Source organism: Trinickia mobilis (assembly GCF_017315705.1).
Classification (GTDB): Bacteria; Pseudomonadota; Gammaproteobacteria; order Burkholderiales; family Burkholderiaceae; genus Trinickia_A; species Trinickia_A mobilis.
Map to the genome: position 1 here is coordinate 1 of NZ_JAFLRF010000061.1, position 20,439 is coordinate 20,439.

Genomic DNA, 20,439 nt, shown 5'->3' on the forward strand with positions numbered 1-20,439 from the left:
GCGAGAACGCGTCCTTCGGACAAGGCGAAGCGCAGCGAGCGCATATCTCCGCCAACGTGCCGGCGAGCGCATGACCTGGGGCTGGTGCCGCGACAAAGCGGCACCGCAGGCCGAGTGAAGCTGCTCGGCATCAGTAAAAGAGGCGATGTGTACTTGCGTACCTTGCTGAATCACGGCGCGCGCTCGGTGCCCACACATTCGAAGCACCTGAGCAAGTCGCTGCAACGTTTGCTCGCGCGACGACCATTCAATGTCGTGGTCGTCGCGTTGGCCAACAAGATGGCACGCATGATCTGGGTGCTGCTTGCCCCCGCTCGTACGTACCAACCCGACTACGTGGCGCGTGCTGCGTAGGACATCAACTAACTATGGAGCTGGTCACCGATAGGTTGCGTAGGTTGATACACATGTGATGGCAAAGCAGGTCGGACTCGGGGAAGCAAACCTGGACGCCGTCTTGTCCTTCGAGGACTTGGAGGAGATGAGGACTTCCCGGCAGATTCCATCAGGGCCAGCGGATTACCTCGTCCGCACCACACGCCGGATATAAGTCTGCCGTTTCATCCTGTCCGCCACACATCAAATGTCACCTGGCAAACCGGGAGCCGTCCATATAAGACTTCGATCATGAAAATCCCGAATCAAGATCCTGCCAACTTGCACACTGCGATCTCCGTTATAGAGAACGTGAGCGTTCGACCAGTCATGGTTCCGCTCGATCCACCCCTTCGCACGGCCAGCGGGGTCGCGACTGTAGCGTCACTTGCGCTGGTGGACATCGCGACTGCGCACGGCGTCGTGGGCCACGCGTATGTGTCCGCGTATACCCCGGTCCTTCTACCCGCGCTTGTGCAGTTGCTGAAGGATTTGTCGAATTTGCTGCCTGGGCAGAGCCTCGCGCCGAAAACGGTGATGCGCGAGCTTCGCAGCCGCTTCGTCTTGCCCGGAACCCCAGGCTTGCTCGACATGGCGCTCGCCGCGCTAGACATGGCGCTCTGGGATGCGCACGCCCGCGTTGTGGGGCGGTCGCTCGTCCGTCTGCTCGGAGGCGAACCGAGGCCTGTCAAGAGCTATGCGAGCTTTGGCATGGACGGACGCGAACGTGCTGTCGATGCGGCATTGAAAAGCGTCGATGAAGGTTTTCGCGCGATCAAGATCAAGATTGGCTATCCGACGCTGAAGGAGGATCTTGACGTCGTACGAAGCGTACGCGCGGCGATCGGGACGGAGATCGACCTGATGGTCGACTACAACCAGGTGCTCAGTGTGCCGGAGGCGGTCCGCAGGGGCCATGCGCTCGACGACGAGGGCCTCGCGTGGATCGAGGAGCCGACTCTTTGCGACGACCTCGACGGTCATGCGCAAATCGCAGCGGCGCTGAAGACTCCGCTGCAACTTGGCGAAAACAGCTGGGGCCCTCGCGGCGTCCAGAGAATGATCGCAAGCCGCGCGTGCGATCTCGCGATGCCGGATCTGATGAAAGTCGGTGGCGTCACTGGTTGGCTAGATGCCGTGTCCATCTGTGAGGCGAACGGCATGCCGGTTTCCAATCACTTCTATCAGGAGATGAGCGCACATTTGCTCGCGCTAACTCCCGCCATGCACTACATGGAGTATTTCGGGCTGGCCGACGCTGTGCTGGCGAGTCCGGCGATTGTAGTTGACGGTTGTGTGACGCCCTCCGACGAACCCGGCGGCGGCGTGACGTGGGACGAGGCGGCCGTCGAGCGCTATACGCCGCACTGATCTCGCTCGGCTGCGGACACGCACGTTGTGCCTGCGGCCGCGGCCGTATCGCTGCTCACCCAGGGTTACGGCCGGCAGTGTTTCTTGTTTGAAATCCACAATAGCCCCCTGAAGCAAAAAAGCAATACTCGAAGTTAAAGGCTGAAGCCTTTAACTTCGCCCCCGTCTATTTCGACGCGCAATCCTGCTCCGATATGGCTTGTGTCTGGATAAAGGAAGCCGTGGAAAAGGGCGCGGAGCCGATCGCTTTTCCGGAAGCGTATCTGTCGTCGTTTCCTGTGTGGTCCGGCATCAGGGCGACGGTCGTCACGCACGGATTCTTCACGAAGCTCGTTGGCAGCGAGGAAGCCGAGGCTTGAACAGAGTGGGGAATTTTAGATTCCCTCACCTGGGGGCAACGGCGGCCATTGGATCTCTTGCCCGACCGTGACGCAACTTCAGTGGCGAGCTGGTTAAACCAACACTGCGCAATCCGGTCCGCATCGCGCGATCACGCTGGCGCTTACGCCGAAGGCATTACGCGTGGCGCGCCCCAAGCAATACAAGTCGCCGGCCGATGACATCTGCTGAGGAATCTTGACGAGGCCATCGAGCGCGCATTGAACGCTTGGCTGCATCATTTTCACCGTCTACGTATTGGTTCCGAGCGCCGCGCGGACATTCACGAAGCATTCCTCAGAGTCGGTTGTTGATTGATCTGCTGGAACGCTCTTCAGCGATCCAGACAGTCTTTATGAAACCGTCTCACAGTGCTTACCCTAGCGGCCAAGAGTTGCTTGCAACAACCGATTGGATGTGTACAATAACGGTCGGCCGTCATGTATTTTTTTGGCGGTCGACCTTCCTAACGTTCACCATCATGAGGTAACGGCCATGCCATTGATCAACGTTCATCTGCAGAAGGGTGTATTCGAAGAATCTCGGATCGACAAAATCTCAGGCGCCATTCAGGGCGCGCTGATGGAGGTGCTCAAAATCCCGGCGGATGATTTCTTCCAAGTGATCCATGAGCTTCCGAAGAATCGCTACCGACACACGCAATCGTTCGTCGGCATGAGTTACACCGACGAACTGATCACGCTTCAAGTGACGATCCTCGCTGGGCGCCCTCGAGAGACACGTCTTGCGCTTCACAAAGCGTTGAACCGACGACTCGTCGAGGAGGCAGGCATTTCACACGATGATCTGTTCATCAACATCTACGAGATCGCTGGCGAAAACGCGTCGTTCGGCCGTGGCGAAGCGCAGCGCGCGCATATCTCCGCCGGTGCATCGGCAAGCGCGTGACCATCGCGGTCGTCAATCTGATCAAACGGAGTATTTCATGCGTTTTCTGCGGTTTTCCCAAACAGGCAAGCTTGGTCTCGCAGTCGCGGACGGCGACCGCTTCTACGGTTTTCTCGACGGTGACGACGGTTATCCAGGTGACCTCGACAAGCTCGTAGCCGCGGGCGGTGGCGGGCTCAAGTCGGCCGCGTCCGTGCTGCGAGCGGGGCGCGAGATCGATCTGAACGCCGTGGCATATTTGCCGCCGTTCACGGGTGCAGGCAGCAAAATCATCTGCCTTGGCATCAACTACGTAGATCACGCCGCTGAGACGGGTTATGAGCCGCCTTCATTTCCAACGATCTTCGCGCGTTTCGCCGACACGCTGATCGGCCATGGGGCTCCACTCGTGGTGCCGCGTGTATCCGATCAGTACGACTATGAAGGCGAGTTGGTCGCGGTGATTGGTAAGACCGGCAAGCACATCTCTCGCGAGGCGGCGCTCGATTACGTCGCTGGCTATTCGATATTCAACGATGGTTCCGTGCGCGACTGGCAAAAGCAGACACCGCAATGGACGGTCGGCAAGAACTTCGACAATTCGGGTGCATTTGGGCCCTATTTCGTCACGGCCGACGAAGTCCCGGCAGGCGGCGCCGGGCTGGCGATTCAGACGCGCCTGAACGGCCGCGTCGTGCAGAACGCATCGACCGCCGACATGGTCTTCAGCGTCATCGATACGGTGACGTTACTCAGCAAGGCGATGACCCTGCGGGCTGGTGACATCCTCGTCATGGGCACGCCGCCCGGCGTTGGCATGGCGCGTAAGCCGCCGCTTTACATGAAGCAGGGTGATGTCTGCGAAGTCGAGATCGAAGGTCTCGGGATTCTGCGCAATCCCGTGACGGCGGAAGCGGCGTGATGGCTAGCGCATGCGGCATACACCGCATGCGCTATGCGACGACCTCCGTCGTTCGTGAGGTCCGCACAAAGGAGAAAAGATAATGCCGACGTTTATCGTTTCGACGTTGAACGTGACACTCGATCAGCAGCAGACGCACGAAATCGCGGAAGCTATTACGCAATCGCAGCGGGAAAGAACCGGCGCACCGGTTTTCTTCGAAAAGTGATCTACCGCGACATCGAAGCGTCCCCTCATTTTATCGACGGACGGCCCTATGGGGCGTCAGAAATCTTCATCTAAGGTTTGATAGGTGCTGGCCGCGCATCTGACGTTAAGCAAACCCTGATCGAAAAGGTTATCCAAAGGATCCAGCGAATCCTCGGTGAGGACGTTCCGGATATATGGATATTTCTTCAAGATATCGAAGCTAGGCAAATGGTGGAGTTCGGCAAGATCCTGCCCGCGCCTGGCGAGCAATCCGCCTGGAACGATGGGCTTGCCCTGTCGACGGCTCAACGGCTGACCGCGGCGGGGATTATCTACGTAGCTAAACAATCGCAGGAGGATACATCGTGTCGGATGCCATCGAGGTTGCGCATAGCAATTCGTATACCGGTCAAAAAAGCGTTAGGATTATTCTCGCAGCTTCGCTTGGAGGTCTATTCGAATATTACGATTTCTTTTTGTACAGTTCGATGGCGCCAGTTATTAGCAAGCAATTCTTTTCAGGCGTAAACGGAACGCTGGCCTTCAAGTTAACGTTGCTTACCTTCGCATCTGGATTTCTTGCAAGGCCTATCGGTGGCGTTATTTTCGGGCGCTTCGGCGATTTAGTGGGACGCAAGCGAACGTTTCTAGCGACAATGGCTCTGATGGGCCTCACGACCTTTGCCGTTGGTGCTCTGCCCACGTACGCCACGTGGGGCACGATTGCGCCTATCGTGCTGGTGATCCTGCGAGTGCTTCAAGGGCTGGCCATCGGAGGTGAATATGGCGGCGCAGCGATTTACGTCGCGGAACACGCACCTTCGACTAAGCGCGGGCTTTACACGTCGTGGGTTCAGACTACGGCTGGTTTGGGAATTTTGCTTTCGCTGCTGGTTATAGGCGGACTGCGCGTCGTGCTGGGTCCGCAGGCTTTCAATAGCTGGGGCTGGAGGCTTCCATTCCTATTCTCGATCGTGCTGCTTGGAATCTCGTTGTGGGTTCGCTTGTCTCTTCAAGAATCGCCGCTATTCATCAAGATGCGTTCTTTGGGAAAGACGACTAAGGCCCCGCTGAGAGATACCTTTTCGAACTGGCGAAACGTGCGAGTGATGGCGGTCTCGATGGTCACGATCATCGCGGGGATTGCCGTCATTCAGTTTACCGGCTTGTCCTACACTATGTTCTTCCTCACGCAAAGCCTTAAGCTCGATGCGGGCACGGCTGGAGCTTTGTTTGGCGTGGCAATCATAATAGGCATACCGACCACCATCATCTTTGGAAAACTCTCGGATCACATCGGACGCAAGACCGTCATCGTCTGCAGTTATCTCTGCGCAATCGCCCTTTACGTACCGCTCTTCAACGGCTTGACCAAGGCCGTCAATCCGGCTCTAGCCAAGGCCGTCGCCGAGGCGCCAGTGACAGTAGTCGCGGATCCATCGAGTTGCGACGCGCAATTCAATCCGATCGGGACAAGGCAATTCGAGTCTCCTTGCGACATTGCGAAGTCCGTGCTCGCACAGGCGTCGATTCCGTACCGCAACGAAGCCGCGCCCGCTGGCGCTGGTGCTTACATTCGGATCGGTTCGGTAGAGATCTCCAGCTACGACGGCAGAGGTCTCGACAAAGTGGAAGAGAAGGCGCGCCGATACGATCTGACCAAACATGTGGACAGCGCGCTTGCCGCATCGGCGTATCCGCGCGACGCGGACGTTTCGAAAATCGATTACCCGGTTGCAATCGCAATATTGACTGTCCTTATCGTCATTACGTCGATGGGGTACGGACCTCTGGCCGCCACCCTCGTCGAACTCTTTCCGGCGAAAATACGCTATACGGCATTGTCGTTGCCCTTCCATACCGGGGTCGCGATTTTTGGCGGCCTGCTTCCATCCGTCGCATTTGCGATCGTCACATCGACCGGAAATATGTTTTCCGGGCTCTATTATCCGATGGCAATAGCCGCGGCGTCGCTTGTGTTCACCCTCGCATTATTCCGAGAAACCAAAGGCCGAGACATCAGTGAATAGTAAAGCGAGTGTCTCTCTGAAGCCAGCGAGCAATTTGTAGCGCGAATAAAGACGACTGACAAAGAGACAGAGCAGAGGAGTGTACGAACGATGCGTTGCTGGCTAACGCAGGAACTCAGGCAACGATCGATTGACCTCGTCGCCTGGCTCGAATCAAACACCCAGCGGCCATCGACATCTCGATAGCCGTTTAAAACTTAAAAGTCGGAGACAACTACGTGAAGATTAGGCATTTAGGATTACTGCTTATGGCGATACCGGTCGCGAGTATCGCGCAGAGCAGCGTCACGCTCTACGGAATCGAGTCGATTGGCGTCGAAGCCGTCAATAACGCTGGCGGCAGTCATACGATAGCCATGCTCGGTGGTGCATTGCAGCCGAATAGACTCGGCTTCCGCATCAACGAAGACCTCGGCGGCGGCAACGCAGTAGTTGCCGTTCTGGAAAATGGATTCAATAACACAAACGGCCAGTTGGGTCAGGGCGGCAGGCTATTCGGCAGGCAGGCGTGGATCGGCGTCAGCAATTCGCATTGGGGAACGCTGAGCGCCGGAAGGCAGTACGATGCGATGTGGTCCTTCACTTCGGTAGCAACGGCGATCGGTAACACGGGCTTGCTCGTTCACCCAGGCGATGCCGACAACATCATCGGCACGTGGCGGTACAACAACTCGTTGAAATACCGCTCGCCCAATATTGGAGGCTTCAGCGGCGAAGCCATGTACGCAGCGAGCAACGCAGCCGGGGAGTTCGCGTTCAACCGCGCTTTCAGTTTCGGTGCGGGCTACGAGGGTTCGCGCTGGCGCATCTCGGGCGCCTATGTCCAGCTCGATCACCCGGGCCTCGCGAACGCTGACGGCGCGGTGTCAAACGACTACAGCGGCGCATCATACCTTCTCTTTCGGAGCAGTCCGCTCAATCCGAACGTGGGCGTCCGCCAACAGCGGACCTACGGTATCGGGGGCTACGTCGACCTGACATCCTCGTTGCGGTGGTTGGCGCTTGTCGATCAGGTGCGCTTTTCATATCTCGATCATACGGGATTCACACTGACCAATTACGACACCACAGCCCTCTGGCAGGTGACGAGGGCGGTGGACCTTGTTCTCGCCTATATCTATTCGCGGGGAAGCTATAGTGGCATTGCGGAAACCGACCACTGGAACACGGCATCGATCGCGCTCGGCTATCACCTTTCGAAACGGACCGACATACGGCTTATCGAGGAGCTTCAGCGCAGCACCGGAGCACGCGCTGTGGCCGCCTTCTATCTCAACGCACCTTCCACTTCAGCGACGCAGAACGTCGTCATGATCGGCATTCGCCACGTCTTTTAAACGGGCCGCTCTGCCAGGGGCGCTTGTCATCAATAGTTGGTGACAAGCCGCACAGATCGAATCAGTAATCTTCAGATGTCGCCAGCACAAACAGAGACGGGGACCCCATGTCCGAACCAGAACTGCGAGCTGTACCTCCAGCGTTGACCTGATAAGGACGAAAGGCCCTTTGGCATTCATGTGACAGAGGGTTGCGCAATTGGACAGCGTCAAGCAGGACGTCCGGCGCATTGACTCATCAGAATTGCAACTCGCGCTGACCTGTTGCCTCAAGTAGTTTGCTACCCGTCGGATTGTCCGGCGGGAGCGGCACGAGGTGATGAGGCAAATCAGCTTGGCGCCCAGCTCCTCGCCGGTCAGAGATTTAGTCGTCGAAGACATCTTCAATCTCCTTTTGATCGATGAGCAAGGGTCCGAATTCGGCCGACCTTTACTTCCGTTTGCCCGATACACCAGGCATGAGTAATCGACGTGCGTCCTTGAGCAGCAGAAGCAGTTGCTGTTCTTGCACCGGCGAAGCTTCAAACCCAAAACGCAGATAGAAGCGCGCCGCATCCTCATCGAGTGGATGTGTCAGCAGTGCACGAACACCAGCCTGTTCGGCGATGGCCGCGGTACGGCGGATCGCATCTTGCAGCATGCCAACGCCGACGCCATGCCCGTGAACCTGGGTATCTACCGCCAACCGAGCCAGAACGACAACAGGGATCGGATATGCTCCCATCCCTTTGCGTACTCGGTCAGGTGCCTCCAAGGTATCGATCTGCCCTACGGTCAGGCTGTAGTACCCCACCAGGCGCTGATCCTCGGCAATGACGTAGGTCCTAGCCGAACCGCTAGCTTGCGCCTGGCGTGCGTGGCGCAGGAGCCAGTCGTTCAGACTGGCCTTGCCACAATCGAATCCTTCCAGTACATGGCTGGCATCCAGTGCTTGCGGTGAAGACAGCGGCATCAGCTCTCCCAAGGCGTTGCTCGGGAGAACAACTCCTTCAAGCCCGCATTGTCTTGAGCTGGCCGATCGAGCATGTCAAGCAGCGCCCGTGATTGGCTTTCGGTCACCAGAAACAGGCGCTGGTCAAGCAAGGTCCGCTCGGCAACCTGGCAGGCGCTGTCGAGAATGAAATCGGTCATCGATTTGTGCGCGATCTCGGCTGCACGGCGCAGCACCGCTTCCTGCTGTGGTGTGGCCCGCAAACCCAGACGGGCGGAACGGGTAGTCGTGCTCATAAGGAATCTCCTGCAAATATGTACGTCATGTTAGCACAAGAGACGTACGTATTGCTTGATAATTGGCTCGCAGATCGGACCGTGACCCATTGCTAGGCCGGCAGGATTCGAGCCTCGTGCTGCCGAAAGGGGCCAATGCTGCCTTTCCGGAAGGACCCGGAGACCAAACCTCCAGATTCCTTACATCTGGGCGGCGAATTTCACCTCCTTTCGCGCGCCTGACCAAAGTTATTTGGCCGTTGAGGGCGCGATTTGACCCTGATAAAATGGCGATACGGCTGAAAAACCGCTCAAATACCGGTTTTCGGCTCGCCGCTCGCGCCGCAGCGCATGCCTGAGCAAATCCGCCGGAAGTTTGCCGGATTTCGCTTGGAATTTCTCTCCCTGATCCACCCAAAATGTCCGATGCCGCCAGGCAGGCGTTGCTGCGCGCTTCCTTTTTGCATTTTCAGGAGCTGATCCATGCCTGTCCTTCCCACCGGAGTCGAGAGCACCCCGACGACTTTCACACCTGCCTTTCCGTTTGTCGCGCAGACCAATGACTTCGATGACGTCTTCGCGTGTGCCGCGATGCTCTCGGGCAAGAAGATCGAGGAGGTGAGGGAGATTGCCATCGCCAAGACAACGCATCCTGCCCGGGGACCGTACTACCTCGGGGAGACACATATCGCAGCGCTCAAGGCTCAACTGCGGCTGGTGGCGACCGTGTACAAGGAGATTTCCCGCGTATCGGATATCGCCGACGTCGCACTGATCTTGGTCGACTACAACGACGATATGGAGGTCGGCCGGCACATCCTGTTTCACCGGGCGAAGGCGAGCCACGCCTCGGGTTCCACGATCGAGTACGCCTTGGACCCTGCGTCGTGGTGCAAACCTGCCGATCGCGTCCGCACCAACTTCAAGAACATCGCCGGTCATTGGGCGATCGGTATCCATGCGATGAACGGCAAGGGCGGCGCGGGCAAGTAACCCCGCCACCGGAGCCAAAGTTACCCGTTGCGCCAGCGTCAGGGGCCAGTGCCGAAAACACTGGCTCTTTAGCGTTTACGGGGCGCTGGTTGTTGCCATTTACCCGCATTCAAGGAGCTTTTGATGAGTATGGAAACACGACCCCCGAGCCGGGAACCGCACCATGCCGCTCACTGCAGTCCCCGCCGCCGCTTTTCCTTCTCGTACGTGCCGTTGTGCGCCAGAATGGCTCACGCCGTGCGCGCCATCTTGTTAGCCAGGGCCACCGCCACGACATTGCCTGGTCGTCGCTCCTGGATTGCCTTCTGCCATTCGCCCGGCACCTTGGTATGACACGTTACTGAGCGCGCACCATGGATCAGCAGCGTGCGCAGATATGGATCACCCCGCTTCGATATCCGCCCCAGCCAGACCTTTCCACCGGTGCCGCTTTGCCGGGGTACCAGCCCCAGGAACGACGCAAACTCACGGCCGGACCTGAATGCCATCGCATCCCCAATCGTGGCGACCAGCGCAGTTGCAGTGAGCTTGCCGATGCCGGGGACCTCAGTGATAGCCCGACATGCGGCGTGCTCACCGAAGGCTACGTACTCGGTGCCGAACTTTTTAATCGCTTGCGCTTCCTGCTCGGGTGTAGTTGTTTTTTGCTTTAGAACAACGCGCACGGCGTCAGCTACGATCCAATGCCGGTGAAGGGCCGCGAGCGGCACGATATTTTCATCACTCATTTTTTCTATTGACGTAGTCGGAACTAAACCGGGCACGAATAGCGCGGCCCAGTGGGGGTTTTCATAAAGTCTCCTGACTGATCTGCTGCCAACGCGCCGAATATCTCAGCGATATTGAGGTCGGACACAACCAACTCGGCAGGACGAACGAGGCCTGCCGATTAAGGTGGATATCCGACGACGCTGACGCAACGCATCGTCCTGCATTCTGGGCCGTCAATGTGAAAGGTGCGCCCGAAACAACGGGAGCAGCTCTCGATAGACCGCTACGTATCTATTGTCACCGACATGTCGAGATGCACGTGCAACGAAAAATAACTCGTTTCGTAACTCGTCCAACGTTTGTCGCGGCTTCTGTTTTGCGATAGCCGAAGATTTCTCGAATGAGCCGTAGTGCTCATATCCATTGAATGACATCGCGAAGGCAAAAATAGCCTGCGCATCCTCGGGGTCAGGTAGATCCGCTTCGCTTCTCACCGTTTCCATATCGAGAGGCCGGAATTAGGTTGTAGATGAAATCTATTGCTGCCAATCTCTGCGGGGCTAGCGATCGATCGCTTGATGCAAGCGATTACTGGGATTGTCGACGATCTGAGTGACGGTGTCGAATGTCCCCTTCTGGCCCGATCAGCGCCTCATGCAAATCGCATATCGAGCCTGCGAAGGTGGTCGACTCTACGCGACCCATTGCTGCCGGCCATCCGTGTCGATTGGCCTATTGGCCGTCACCGTACTTCGTACCTAAAGCTGTTTCCATAGCGCCCCATCTGGGTTCCTCTAAAATGCTGGTCTCCGACGTTGAGTAGCCGTGGCAGTTGAAGAAGCTCGCCGTTGCGCCCCGACTCTTCGTAGAGGTGTAACACTGCAACAAAGAGCGCGGCAACTGAGTTGACGCAGTTCTTTAGGTTTGCCTTTAAAAAGTGTTCGTCGCGGTGGTGCTTGACCCTGTTATGGTCTTGCCACCAAATGGGCGGCACCCCTTCCGCCCAATGGCTCCATGGGTGAAGAGTCAGGCCATATCGGGGAATTTGAACTTCAAATCCAATGAAATTTGGACACGCCTCGGAGACCGCCCCAAAGTAGGCGTTAATACTTGCTGCGGCTGATTCTGGATTATGCTTCCGGCAGAGCTGCTTGAGCACCACATCGACCTCTGAACTCGCGCCGAGAAACAGGCGCGCGATCTCAATCGAATAGGTTGCGTCATTGCCCCCTGCAAGGTCCACATATCGAGAGAGGCGATCTAGATCCTCCTCAAGTGCGAGGAAGTAGTTCCAGTGGACATATGAGTGAGATTTAAGTATCGCCACGATGTTTCCCTTGGCTATCGTCCGTATGATATGCAGCTTTGGTAGGTGGAACTAACTTCATGGTTTCGCGATTAACAGACCATTCACAGGCGCGTATTTTCAGACCGAAAATCAACGCATGTCGTTTGGTTCTTTGGTTAATTTACAGTCGCCACACGCCCGTTTTCTTTAGTGTGCATGACGGCGATTGTCGCCGATCTGAGCGTTGACGTCGACCGTCCGCTTGTGGCCGGTCACTGCCGGACACCAAAGGCAGAAGGCGACCCACTTCAGCCGTTGACGAGCTCCGCGGGAGAAAGGCTGCAATACGGTGGAGTTCGGCCATATCGCCGGGGCGGTATTCCTCCAGTTGGACCGCACTTCCTTATGGTTTCGCTCCCACAAGGAGATACAGCTCGTTAGGTTGAAAATGCGCGGAAGTTGTATTTTGGTTGTCTTTACTGATTGTGACCATTGTTGCTTTGATGCCGGCCCCGGCAAGTGCCGAGATAAGCGCATTCGTGAAGTCTGAAGGGAGAGTTGTGCCTTCGTAAGTGGCAGTCGCGTCCGAACGCAACGGGAACAAGAGGATTCCCGCACCAAATGTGCTCGAACACATTTGATGCCGGAAAACCGCTCGTCCGGGTCTGTGAGGGGTCGGGGCGTTACCGCCCCCACCTACTCGGCACAGCGCGTGATCGCCAACGCTGAACTGGCCCGCACCATCGAAGACGATCACCGTGTCCCGGAGCAAGCCCTGGTCGCATATGGCACCGCAGAGCGCGGCCTCGGTGGCAGCTTCCGGGTGATACCCCTCACGAAGCCTCTCTTGGATAAAGGTCGCAAATGTCGGAATTGTGATAGACCACTCACGGATTCTAAAATCCTCCCAGATGCGGCCGCAATAAGCTATGGGTGGAGGCTACTCGACTATGTATGTAGATTGGCAAAAACGTGCCAGACGAACATCAGGTTCTGAACCCATAAAGCTTGCTGTAGACCAGCAGTAGCAGGCGATGGCGGCAGAAATTCGGGCTCGGCTCAACAGGATGTTGACCGCGGGCGACATCACGGCGCGCCAGTTGGCCAACGGTGCAGCCGGAATTACCTCGACAGTCAAATCCCGACCAGGCCTTGGCCCTGGTTAGTTTCGGGTAAGAATTCGGGCTCAAGCTCAGTGGCGCCGGGGAGCGCTGCGGCGAGCGCATCGATGGCGAACCGCACGCGCAGGGGCAGATGCGGCGTCTTCGGCCAGAGCGCATGTGTGACGAATTCGACGCTCGGCACGTTCTCGAGCAGTGGAATGAGTTTGCCGGAGCGGATCCGGTCGCGGATCAACCAGTCTTGCAGCCAAGCAAGGCCGTGGCCGGCCTCCGCGGCATCGGCAATGGCCTCCACGTCGTCGAAGCACAGGCGGCTGGGAGGCGTCGCCTCGACGAGCGTGCTCCGCTCGCCGGCTGAAAACTCCCAGGTCCGGATGTGCCCGGCGCGTCCGTAAACGATGCCGGTGTGGCGCGGAAGGTCGTCCAACCGCTCGGGCCGGCCATGCTGGGCGAGATAACTGGGCGCGCCGCAGACTGTCATGCGCTGGATTCCTATGGTGCGCGTCATCAGGCCAGCACTGTCACCGATGTTGCCGCTCCGGATCGCGAGATCGTAGCCGTCCTCGATCAGGTCCACCGGTCTGTCGCTGAGGGAAAGCTCCAGTTCTAGCTTGGGGTGTTGTGCGACAAGTTTCGTCAGCACTGGCGCGACGCAGTGACGGCCGAACAGTACTGTCGCTGACACGCGCAGGCGCCCGGCCGCTTCGCGCCGCCCGGACTCCAAAGCCGCTTCGCCGGCGCGGAGTTCCTCCAGCGCGCGAACGCAGCGCTCATAGTAGACCTGCCCATCCTCTGTGAGGGCCAGGCTGCGCGTCGTGCGGTGGAGCAGGCGGACATGGAGCCTCTCCTCGATCCGCGCGATCGCCTTGGCGACCGCGGAGCGGGTGAGATGCAGCCGCTCGCCCGCAGCGGCAAAGCCGCCGGCTTCGACTGCCGCCACGAACACATCGACGCCGCTCAACAATTCAGCCACGGATTGTCACCTCGTAGGAACCGATATCGGGAAAAAACATCACCCCCGTCGTATGAAATTCAACGATATGATCTTCCAATCCGTAATCGGGAGCAAGCCATGGCGAAGATGAGAGACAGGAGAGACCCAATGCCAAGGCCGTTCACGGCCATTGTGCCGCCCTCGTTGAAGGCGGTCTCCGAAGCTTTCCAGTTTGCGCCGGCCGTCCGGATCGGCGACCAGATCCTCGTCTCCGGCATCGCCGGAGTCGACGCCGAGGGACGGCTTCCTCCCGACTTTCGCAGTCAGGCAGAGAACGTCTTTACGACGCTCGAAGCCATTCTCAACGAGGCGAGGGCGACGCTCGATGATGTGGCGAGCCTGACCAGTTATCACGTCGGCGACTTGGACAGCCAGTCGCGCGAATTCGCGGAGATAAAGGCGACCCGGATCCGGCCGCCACACCCGGGCTGGACGGGCATCGGGGTGACGCAGCTCGGGGTGCCGGGGGCGCTCCTCGAAGTATCAGCCGTGGCCGTGGCCCGCGGCAAGATTTTGGACTCCTAAGCTCTGAGCCACGGGCGGGTTGAGGCAAGCTCGCCGCGAAAACGGGAACAATACCAGTCTAAATCGATATTTCACCGCAAAGAGAGATCCAATGAACAGTTCAAGAAACCTGCTCGTGTTGGGTGCAACAGGACAAATCGGAAAACTTGTCTCAAGAAATTTAAGAAGGCGTGAGGCAAACTTTTCGGTCGGGACGCGTAGGAAAGTGAAGCTGGCAGAGCTCGCCGATCAATTTGGCTCATCGCGCTTTATCGATCTCGACGATCCAAGAACTTTCGATGAGGCATTGAAAAACATCACCGGGATTTTCCTACTAACTGGTTATACAGTCGACATGCTCGTGCAAAGCAAAGCGCTTGTCGATGCAGCAAAACGTAACGGTATAAAACATATTGTGCACCTGGGCGCATTCACGCGAGATCATGACGCCTACGCTACGGTTTTCGCCTGGCATCAGATGATTGAAGCATATATTCGCGTCAGTGGCGTTGCCTGGACGAATTTACATCCCAACATAATTATGCAGACTTTTTTGGCACAATGGTCGCTCAAGGGCGCCATGTACAGTGCCTACACATCCAAAGCTGTCGGGTTTTCTGCCGGGGAAGACATAGCAGAAGCTGCAGCTGCGATTCTCATGGAAGGGCCGGAAAAACACAATGGAAAGGACTATTGGTTTTCAGCCGACGTGCTGGCTCCGGATCAGGTGGCTGAAACTCTAACTGCGGCTACCGGCCGTAAGTTCACAGCCGCCGTTGTGAAAGCCGACGGTTTTCAAAACCATGCCATACAGCCTGGTTCCGCATACGAAAACGCGTATGCAAAGGGCGGATTCGAATTTTTCGAACAGGTCGAGGACGGAAGAATGGCGTACGCTGGAAGCGTAATAGACGATACAAAGAAACTTCTAGGTCGCGAGCCATTGTCGCTGATGGATTGGGCAAAACTACACGCCAATGAGTTATTGGAGGCTGCGGGTTACGAGGCTCAGCCGTGACCCAAAAAGACATTCGTGTCGGCATCGTTGGTGCGAACAGTGCAGCCAGCTGGGCGAAGATATCGCACATTCCAGCGATCCAGGGCCTGCGCGGCGTCAAGCTCGCGGCAGTGGCCACCCGCAACGAGCAGAGCGCCCGGGAGGCAGCCGACGCCTTCGGCGCCGAGCGCTGGCTTCCGATCCCTTCGCGATGATCCGTGATGACCGGGTCGATCTCGTCACCATCACGGTCAATGTGCCCGCGCACCGAGACCTCGTCTTGGCGGCGCTGGTGTCCTCCGGGCGGATCGGGCGGCCGCTCATACGCTCGACTGATCGGCCCGCGTCTACGGGCTCGCCGTCTCGATGCTCAGCAGACCGAAGCAGCGATCGGCGTGGCGGTGCTCAACCGCATGCTGACCGCCGCGTGCCCGAAGTCCATCCGCTGTAACGGACAACGGGAAAACATCATGGACCGCTTGGTTGCGATGAAAGTCTTTGTGCGCGTGGTCGAGGCTGGCAGTTTCGTCAGGGCGGCCCAGTCGATGCAGCTGTCGGTGGCGAAGGTCACGCGGATCATTCAGGCGCTCGAAGCGCATCTCGGCGCACGCCTCTTAAATCGAACGACGCGCAACATCAGCATTTCCGAGGACGGCGAAATTTACTACCACCGATGCCTGCGCGTGCTTGCCGAAGTCGACGACATGGAGACCGAGCTCTCGCGTGCAAAGCTGAACCCGAAGGGCAAGCTCAAAGTGAACCTGCCGGCAGTGGTCGCGCGGACGACTGTCATTCCGGCGCTGCCGGAATTCTTCGCGATGTATCCAGACATCGGGATCGAGATGGGGCTGACCGACCGGCAGGTCGATATCGTCGAGGAAGGCGTCGACTGCGTGATCCGCGTGGGCGAGCTCGAGGACTCGGGGCTCGTCGCGAGACGCATCGGCAATATGGCGCGCGTCACGTGCGCCGCGCCTGCGTACCTCGCGAAGCACGGCGAGCCGAAGGCGCCGGACGAGCTGCGCCATCACCTCGGCGTTAACTACGTGTCGAGTAACACAGGGCGGGTGCACGGCTGGGACTTCGTGATCGATGGCGAAACCAAGCTGATCGAGATGAAAGGCATGATCGCCGTCAACGATGCGGATGCCTACGTGACATGCGGGCTGTACGGACTGGGCATCGTAAAGGGCCCCCGCTACATACTCGGGTCGTATCTGGCGACAGGCGCGCTGCGCGAAATCCTCGTCGACTATCCATCGATGCTGCGGCCGATATCGATTCTCTATTCGCCGAACCGGCACCTGCCGCGCCGGATCCGCGTGTTTGCGGACTGGATTGCCGAGGTGTTCGCACGTGAACCGTTGATGCAGTTCAAGAACTGACACTACGCATCACCGTGATCGAAGCACGCCGGACACGCGGGAGCAGTCGGCGGACGTTCGCGGGACGAGCGCATGCGAGACGCGCCGCAAGCAGGTGGCGGCAATTCAATAGTCCGTGTGCGCGGCCTGGTGATGCTCGCATGCTGATTCGCCGACGTAAGCTTGTATCACGCCAACGCACAGCACGAAACTCTATCCCGGTGATACCGGGCATCAAGGTCCGCTGTTTGAGCGGAACAGTCGTTCGAATGGCCGCGTGACGACGATGGCGAACGACGGCTACTGGCCGATAGTGTTGAAAAACTCCCCGACCACGAGTTCAACGAGGTTTTCGGGGGTCCTCTTACCCCTAACCGATGCTCACGAGCGGCTTGTAGAGCGATCTGAGAGGCCGATTTTTCGCGAGCCGGTCCTGCTCCGCGGCGATAGGAGTTCAACACTATCGGCCGATTGCTGCCTGATGGACGGACTCTTCGTATAGCTCGGTGCCATTAGTGGCGCAGCAGGCAGCCGGCTTGAGCGTATCGGGGAGGGCGTTTTCTGGAGGCGTGACGGTATACGAACCGCAGAAAACGACCGTATACCGTCAGACATACCGTCACTAAATCGTAGTTTTAGGTGGATTTGGTGAGACGATGGTAGACAGTCGTTTCGCCAAAAACCGAATCATTTCAACGATTTATAGCCGTCCCGAGACGCCCCGAGCATCCGCTCCACATGCGCAATTATGTTGAGTCTGGCTGGTGAGGCTTGTCTCATGTGGCAGTCGCGCGGACGGTGGTCAGTATACCGTCGGAAATACCGTCACATAGTGGTGCCTGCGGCGAGACGACAATAGACGCAGTCTGATCCGGTAACACGAAATCTGCCCACACCTGCATCATGGCGACAATGTAATCGGCGCGGTTGTAAGCCGCGCGCACGCGGTTGCGTTCCACGTGCGCGAGCTGGCGTTCGATCACATTTGCGCGCACGCCACGATTGTTCAGCCAGGTGCTGGCCGTCGCGCGGATTCCGTGCGGCGTGAACCGACCGCCGTAGCCCATGCGCTCGAATACAACGTTTGGCGTCGAGAGGCCCATCGGCTTATGAATGCTGCTGAGGCTCGGAAACAGGTAATCCGAGCCGAACGAAAGCGGTTTCAATTGCTCCAGCGCCGTTAGCGCCTGTCGACTGAGCGGCACGACGTGCGGGTCGCGCATCTTCATGCGCGCGGCCGGAATCACCCACACGGTGTTATCCAGATCGAATTCCTCCCAGCGGGCTTGCACAATCTCGTTCTTGCGCACGAACGTGAGCAACATGAGGAGAATGCAAGCCGTGAGCTTCGCGCCACGCGTGCGAGCGCTGCTCCTCCTTGCCCTCGTACCGGTGCCTTGCGGTGGCTTCGACGGAGTTGCCAAAAGAGGCACCGCGGGCCAGCTTCTCGAGCCGCTTGCGGAATGCCGGGTTGATACCTTCAGCGAGTTGCCGCCTGGCCTCCTGGTGCAGTTCCCTTGCCTTGGCGGGCGAAACAGTGGGATACAGGCCATAGCTGATGGTGTAGCGTCGGCTGTCGAAGCGGAAGTCAAAGCGCCATCCTTTTGTCTTCTTCGTCACGCGAAGGTACAGGCCGTCCTTGTCCGGCAGTTTCAGCGTAGCGCCATCGGTCTTCGCCTGATTGATTTCAATTATGGTTAAAGGCATTTTCTTGGTCGTTCAACATAGAGGTTTTCGATGTTGAAACGATACAGATTCGCTCGAACACCGTGTGAGCTAAATAACTTTGGTTTTTCTTCGTATTTTGAATATAGTAGGTGACAGAATATTAAAGAAGGAAGTGGAGCTATGGTCGCGGGAAGAACGAGGCGGGATTTCGATCAGCTCAGCGAACGGCGGCGGGAGGCGATGGCCTTGCTCGATGAAGGACTGTCTCAGGCCGACATCGCGCGGGAATTCTCCGTAAGCCGGCAGACGGTCTCTCGTTGGGCTCGGTTAAAGGATGAGTATCTGGATGATGAGCCTTGGCGCAGACGAAGATTGGGGCGCCCAGGTGGTTTAACCGACGAGCAGAAAGCGACGTTTGCGAGAAAGCTGGTGGACAGCTACGTGCGTGGACTTGGGCGACGCCGCCGAGGTGAACCCAAACCCGCTCGATGGACGCTTGCCCGCGTAGCAGGAATGCTGGTGGCTGAGTTCGGCGTGTCTTACAGCGACGCACATGTAAGAAATATCCTGGTCAGTCTGGTCGGCGTTGACCAGCCGCTGCTATCGCGAGTTAGCGTTTGGGCTCGTCTTATTGAACTGGTTTATCCGGAATGGACCGGGCGTGTTCTTGTCGAGGACTTTGACGATGGTTGGGAGTTGGACTGGAGGATTGTTGGAGAGCTGAGACGGCGACTTCAGTCCTGAGGTATTGTGCTGGCGACCGTTCGGGGTGAGCGTAGTCTGCTGTAGCGTTTGTGAAGGTCAGCCACGTGCGCAAACAATCGGTATCGCGTGTTGCCACCTGATTGCCACACCACGATGTTGGGGGAATTTTGAAATCCAGGTGCAAGTGCTCGGCAGCCAACGCTCTATACATGAGCCCCCCGACTGCGCTGGAATGCGCAATGAACGGCCCCTCGTTCGACATTATCTGTAAAGACCCGAGTATGGGGCGGTGTCCGGAAGTAAGGGGCATATTCCTCCACTTTGGTCATGCTGAGATTTGCTGTTGCCGAAAATGACGAGTCCACGGGCATGCACTGCTAAGACTTGGCCGCTGACGTATCGCAACGAGCTACGTTTCAGCGAATCGAAACGCCGTCCGGTAGCTGCTAGGTGCGAGACCAACGCGCGCCTTGAACTGTCTTCGGAACGCCTCGACATTGCCATATCCAGCCTCGCAACCGATTTCTTCGATCGACATGTCGCTGTGTTCTAGTAGTAGACGTGCACGGCGGAGTCGCTCTACCGTTAGCCACTCGAGCGGACTCTTGCCTGTGTAATCAACGAATCGTCGATGTAGCGTCCGCTCGGAGAGATGGACGCGCGCTGCAAGTTCGCTTATGGAGACTCTTTTGCGCAGATCCGACGCGAGCCAAGCCATGACCTTGGTGAGCTGCGGATCCGCGACGCTCTTACTGGGAGTGGGTATGAATTGGGATTGCCCACCTTCACGAGTCGGCTGCGCAATTAGCCGTTGCGAGACGATGTAGGCAACGTCGACACCGTAATCTTTTCTGACCAGGTGCAAGCACAGATCGATGCCTGCCGCGCTTCCTGCGGCCGTCAGGATCTGACCGTCATCAGTGTAGAGTTTGTCCGCCCGCACCGAAATGCGTGGATATCTCCTGGCGAGCTCATCGGCAAACCGCCAGTGAGTTGTGGCCGATTTCCCGTCCAGTAGCCCTGCTGCGGCAAGTACAAACGCGCCTCCACAAATTGATACCAGTCGTGCTCCCCGTGTCTGGGCCGAAACGAGCGCATCACAAAGCTCGGCAGGCGGCTCCTCAAATATGTCGCGCCACCCTGGCACGACAATCGTGTCCGCAACGGATAGCTCTTCGAGGCCGTGAGGCGCAGAGAACATGATGCCGCCGACCGCTGCAATTGGACGTCGCTCCGCAGCACACACCGTGAACTTGTACCAGGGAAAATCGAACTCTGGTCGCGCGAGGCCAAAAACCTCAACCGCTATACCAAATTCAAAGGTGCATAGGCCTTCGTAAGTCACAGCTGTAACGTGGCTTCCATGGGCCATGCGCTCGTCCCCGCTTGATTGGCGAA

Annotated in this window: 23 protein-coding genes and 2 pseudogenes; 15 read left to right on the plus strand and 10 right to left on the minus strand. The window is 57.8% G+C overall.

Annotated features, from left to right (window positions below; all coding sequences use genetic code 11):
* From J3489_RS34585 to J3489_RS38435, 7 genes and pseudogenes are all read left to right on the plus strand, one after another.
* On the plus strand, window positions 1-354 hold a 354-nt coding region (locus tag J3489_RS34585; protein ID WP_242540548.1), incomplete at its 5' end, for a transposase.
* Window positions 355-627: 273 nt separating this feature from the next.
* Window positions 628-1,746 (plus strand): enolase C-terminal domain-like protein, encoded by a 1,119-nt coding sequence (locus J3489_RS34590; RefSeq protein ID WP_207005322.1) that lies wholly within the window; start codon window positions 628-630, stop codon window positions 1,744-1,746.
* 221 nt (window positions 1,747-1,967) lie between these two features.
* Window positions 1,968-2,105, plus strand: coding sequence for a hypothetical protein (locus J3489_RS34595; RefSeq protein ID WP_207005323.1), 138 nt, complete (start codon window positions 1,968-1,970; stop codon window positions 2,103-2,105).
* 228 nt (window positions 2,106-2,333) lie between these two features.
* Window positions 2,334-2,438 (plus strand): annotated as a pseudogene (locus tag J3489_RS34600) (IS5/IS1182 family transposase); the annotation flags it as partial.
* 136 nt (window positions 2,439-2,574) lie between these two features.
* On the plus strand, window positions 2,575-3,033 hold the full coding sequence (locus J3489_RS34605) for a tautomerase family protein (protein ID WP_207005324.1): 459 nt from the start codon (window positions 2,575-2,577) through the stop codon (window positions 3,031-3,033).
* Window positions 3,034-3,070: 37 nt separating this feature from the next.
* On the plus strand, window positions 3,071-3,934 hold the full coding sequence (locus J3489_RS34610; protein ID WP_207005325.1) for a fumarylacetoacetate hydrolase family protein: 864 nt from the start codon (window positions 3,071-3,073) through the stop codon (window positions 3,932-3,934).
* 82 nt (window positions 3,935-4,016) lie between these two features.
* Window positions 4,017-4,142 (plus strand): hypothetical protein, encoded by a 126-nt coding sequence (locus tag J3489_RS38435; protein ID WP_255555337.1) that lies wholly within the window; start codon window positions 4,017-4,019, stop codon window positions 4,140-4,142.
* Between the two features lie 56 nt (window positions 4,143-4,198).
* On the opposite strand, the gene J3489_RS34615 is transcribed toward J3489_RS38435, so the two are convergent.
* Window positions 4,199-4,471, minus strand: coding sequence for a hypothetical protein (locus tag J3489_RS34615; protein WP_207005326.1), 273 nt, complete (start codon window positions 4,469-4,471; stop codon window positions 4,199-4,201).
* Between the two features lie 17 nt (window positions 4,472-4,488).
* Between J3489_RS34615 and J3489_RS34620 the strand changes: the two genes are divergently transcribed.
* Together J3489_RS34620 and J3489_RS34625 are read left to right on the plus strand one after the other, a co-directional pair.
* Entirely contained in the window at window positions 4,489-6,153 is a 1,665-nt protein-coding gene (locus J3489_RS34620; protein ID WP_309491473.1) for an MFS transporter, read from the plus strand.
* Window positions 6,154-6,401: 248 nt separating this feature from the next.
* Window positions 6,402-7,490, plus strand: a complete 1,089-nt coding sequence (locus J3489_RS34625; RefSeq protein ID WP_207005327.1) for a porin — start codon at window positions 6,402-6,404, stop codon at window positions 7,488-7,490.
* A gap of 430 nt (window positions 7,491-7,920) precedes the next feature.
* Here J3489_RS34625 and J3489_RS34630 read toward each other — a convergent pair whose 3' ends face one another.
* The 3 genes from J3489_RS34630 to J3489_RS34640 all read right to left on the minus strand — a co-directional run bounded on the left by J3489_RS34630 (window position 7,921) and on the right by J3489_RS34640 (window position 9,181).
* Window positions 7,921-8,442 (minus strand): GNAT family N-acetyltransferase, encoded by a 522-nt coding sequence (locus J3489_RS34630; protein ID WP_207005328.1) that lies wholly within the window; start codon window positions 8,440-8,442, stop codon window positions 7,921-7,923.
* Entirely contained in the window at window positions 8,442-8,717 is a 276-nt protein-coding gene (locus tag J3489_RS34635) for a type II toxin-antitoxin system TacA family antitoxin (RefSeq protein ID WP_207005329.1), read from the minus strand. Before J3489_RS34635 ends, J3489_RS34630 begins: the two co-directional genes overlap by 1 nt.
* A gap of 290 nt (window positions 8,718-9,007) precedes the next feature.
* The gene (locus tag J3489_RS34640; RefSeq protein ID WP_207005330.1) at window positions 9,008-9,181 is read right to left on the minus strand and encodes a hypothetical protein; all 174 of its coding nucleotides are present in this window, start codon (window positions 9,179-9,181) and stop codon (window positions 9,008-9,010) included.
* On the opposite strand from J3489_RS34640, the gene J3489_RS34645 reads away from it, so the two are divergent.
* Window positions 9,180-9,689, plus strand: coding sequence for a hypothetical protein (locus J3489_RS34645; protein WP_207005331.1), 510 nt, complete (start codon window positions 9,180-9,182; stop codon window positions 9,687-9,689). The two genes, J3489_RS34640 and J3489_RS34645, sit on opposite strands and share 2 nt — an antisense overlap.
* Window positions 9,690-9,919: 230 nt before the next feature.
* Here the strand turns inward: J3489_RS34645 and J3489_RS34650 are convergent.
* The 3 genes and pseudogenes from J3489_RS34650 to J3489_RS34660 all read right to left on the minus strand — a co-directional run.
* Window positions 9,920-10,255: pseudogene (locus tag J3489_RS34650) on the minus strand (transposase); the annotation flags it as partial.
* 887 nt (window positions 10,256-11,142) lie between these two features.
* Window positions 11,143-11,727 carry a hypothetical protein gene (locus J3489_RS34655; RefSeq protein WP_207005332.1) on the minus strand — a complete coding sequence of 195 codons (585 nt, stop codon included), beginning with the start codon at window positions 11,725-11,727 and terminating at the stop codon, window positions 11,143-11,145.
* Between the two features lie 1,095 nt (window positions 11,728-12,822).
* Window positions 12,823-13,782: a LysR family transcriptional regulator gene (locus J3489_RS34660; protein WP_207005333.1), complete on the minus strand. Its 960-nt coding sequence runs from the start codon at window positions 13,780-13,782 to the stop codon at window positions 12,823-12,825.
* A 129-nt stretch (window positions 13,783-13,911) separates the two neighbouring features.
* On the opposite strand from J3489_RS34660, the gene J3489_RS34665 reads away from it, so the two are divergent.
* The 4 genes from J3489_RS34665 (at window position 13,912) to J3489_RS34680 (ending at window position 16,689) form a co-directional block, all read left to right on the plus strand.
* Entirely contained in the window at window positions 13,912-14,328 is a 417-nt protein-coding gene (locus J3489_RS34665) for a Rid family hydrolase (RefSeq protein ID WP_207005334.1), read from the plus strand.
* Window positions 14,329-14,419: 91 nt separating this feature from the next.
* On the plus strand, window positions 14,420-15,325 hold the full coding sequence (locus tag J3489_RS34670) for an NmrA family NAD(P)-binding protein (RefSeq protein ID WP_207005335.1): 906 nt from the start codon (window positions 14,420-14,422) through the stop codon (window positions 15,323-15,325).
* Window positions 15,322-15,519, plus strand: coding sequence for a hypothetical protein (locus J3489_RS34675; protein ID WP_207005336.1), 198 nt, complete (start codon window positions 15,322-15,324; stop codon window positions 15,517-15,519). Before J3489_RS34670 ends, J3489_RS34675 begins: the two co-directional genes overlap by 4 nt.
* A 255-nt stretch (window positions 15,520-15,774) precedes the next feature.
* Window positions 15,775-16,689 carry a LysR family transcriptional regulator gene (locus J3489_RS34680; RefSeq protein WP_207005349.1) on the plus strand — a complete coding sequence of 305 codons (915 nt, stop codon included), beginning with the start codon at window positions 15,775-15,777 and terminating at the stop codon, window positions 16,687-16,689.
* 755 nt (window positions 16,690-17,444) lie between these two features.
* On the opposite strand, the gene J3489_RS34685 is transcribed toward J3489_RS34680, so the two are convergent.
* Both J3489_RS34685 and J3489_RS34690 read right to left on the minus strand, forming a co-directional pair.
* Window positions 17,445-17,978 carry a tyrosine-type recombinase/integrase gene (locus J3489_RS34685; RefSeq protein WP_309491474.1) on the minus strand — a complete coding sequence of 178 codons (534 nt, stop codon included), beginning with the start codon at window positions 17,976-17,978 and terminating at the stop codon, window positions 17,445-17,447.
* Window positions 17,926-18,375, minus strand: coding sequence for an Arm DNA-binding domain-containing protein (locus J3489_RS34690; RefSeq protein ID WP_207005338.1), 450 nt, complete (start codon window positions 18,373-18,375; stop codon window positions 17,926-17,928). The genes J3489_RS34685 and J3489_RS34690 overlap by 53 nt, the downstream gene beginning before the upstream one ends.
* A gap of 141 nt (window positions 18,376-18,516) precedes the next feature.
* Here J3489_RS34690 and J3489_RS34695 point away from each other — a divergent pair, with 141 nt between their 5' ends.
* A complete protein-coding gene (locus J3489_RS34695) occupies window positions 18,517-19,080 on the plus strand; it encodes a helix-turn-helix domain-containing protein (RefSeq protein ID WP_255555357.1) in 564 nt (187 codons plus the stop codon).
* A gap of 370 nt (window positions 19,081-19,450) precedes the next feature.
* On the opposite strand, the gene ftrA is transcribed toward J3489_RS34695, so the two are convergent.
* Window positions 19,451-20,413, minus strand: coding sequence for a transcriptional regulator FtrA (ftrA, locus tag J3489_RS34700; protein WP_207005340.1), 963 nt, complete (start codon window positions 20,411-20,413; stop codon window positions 19,451-19,453).
* Between the last annotated feature and the right edge of the window lie 26 nt (window positions 20,414-20,439).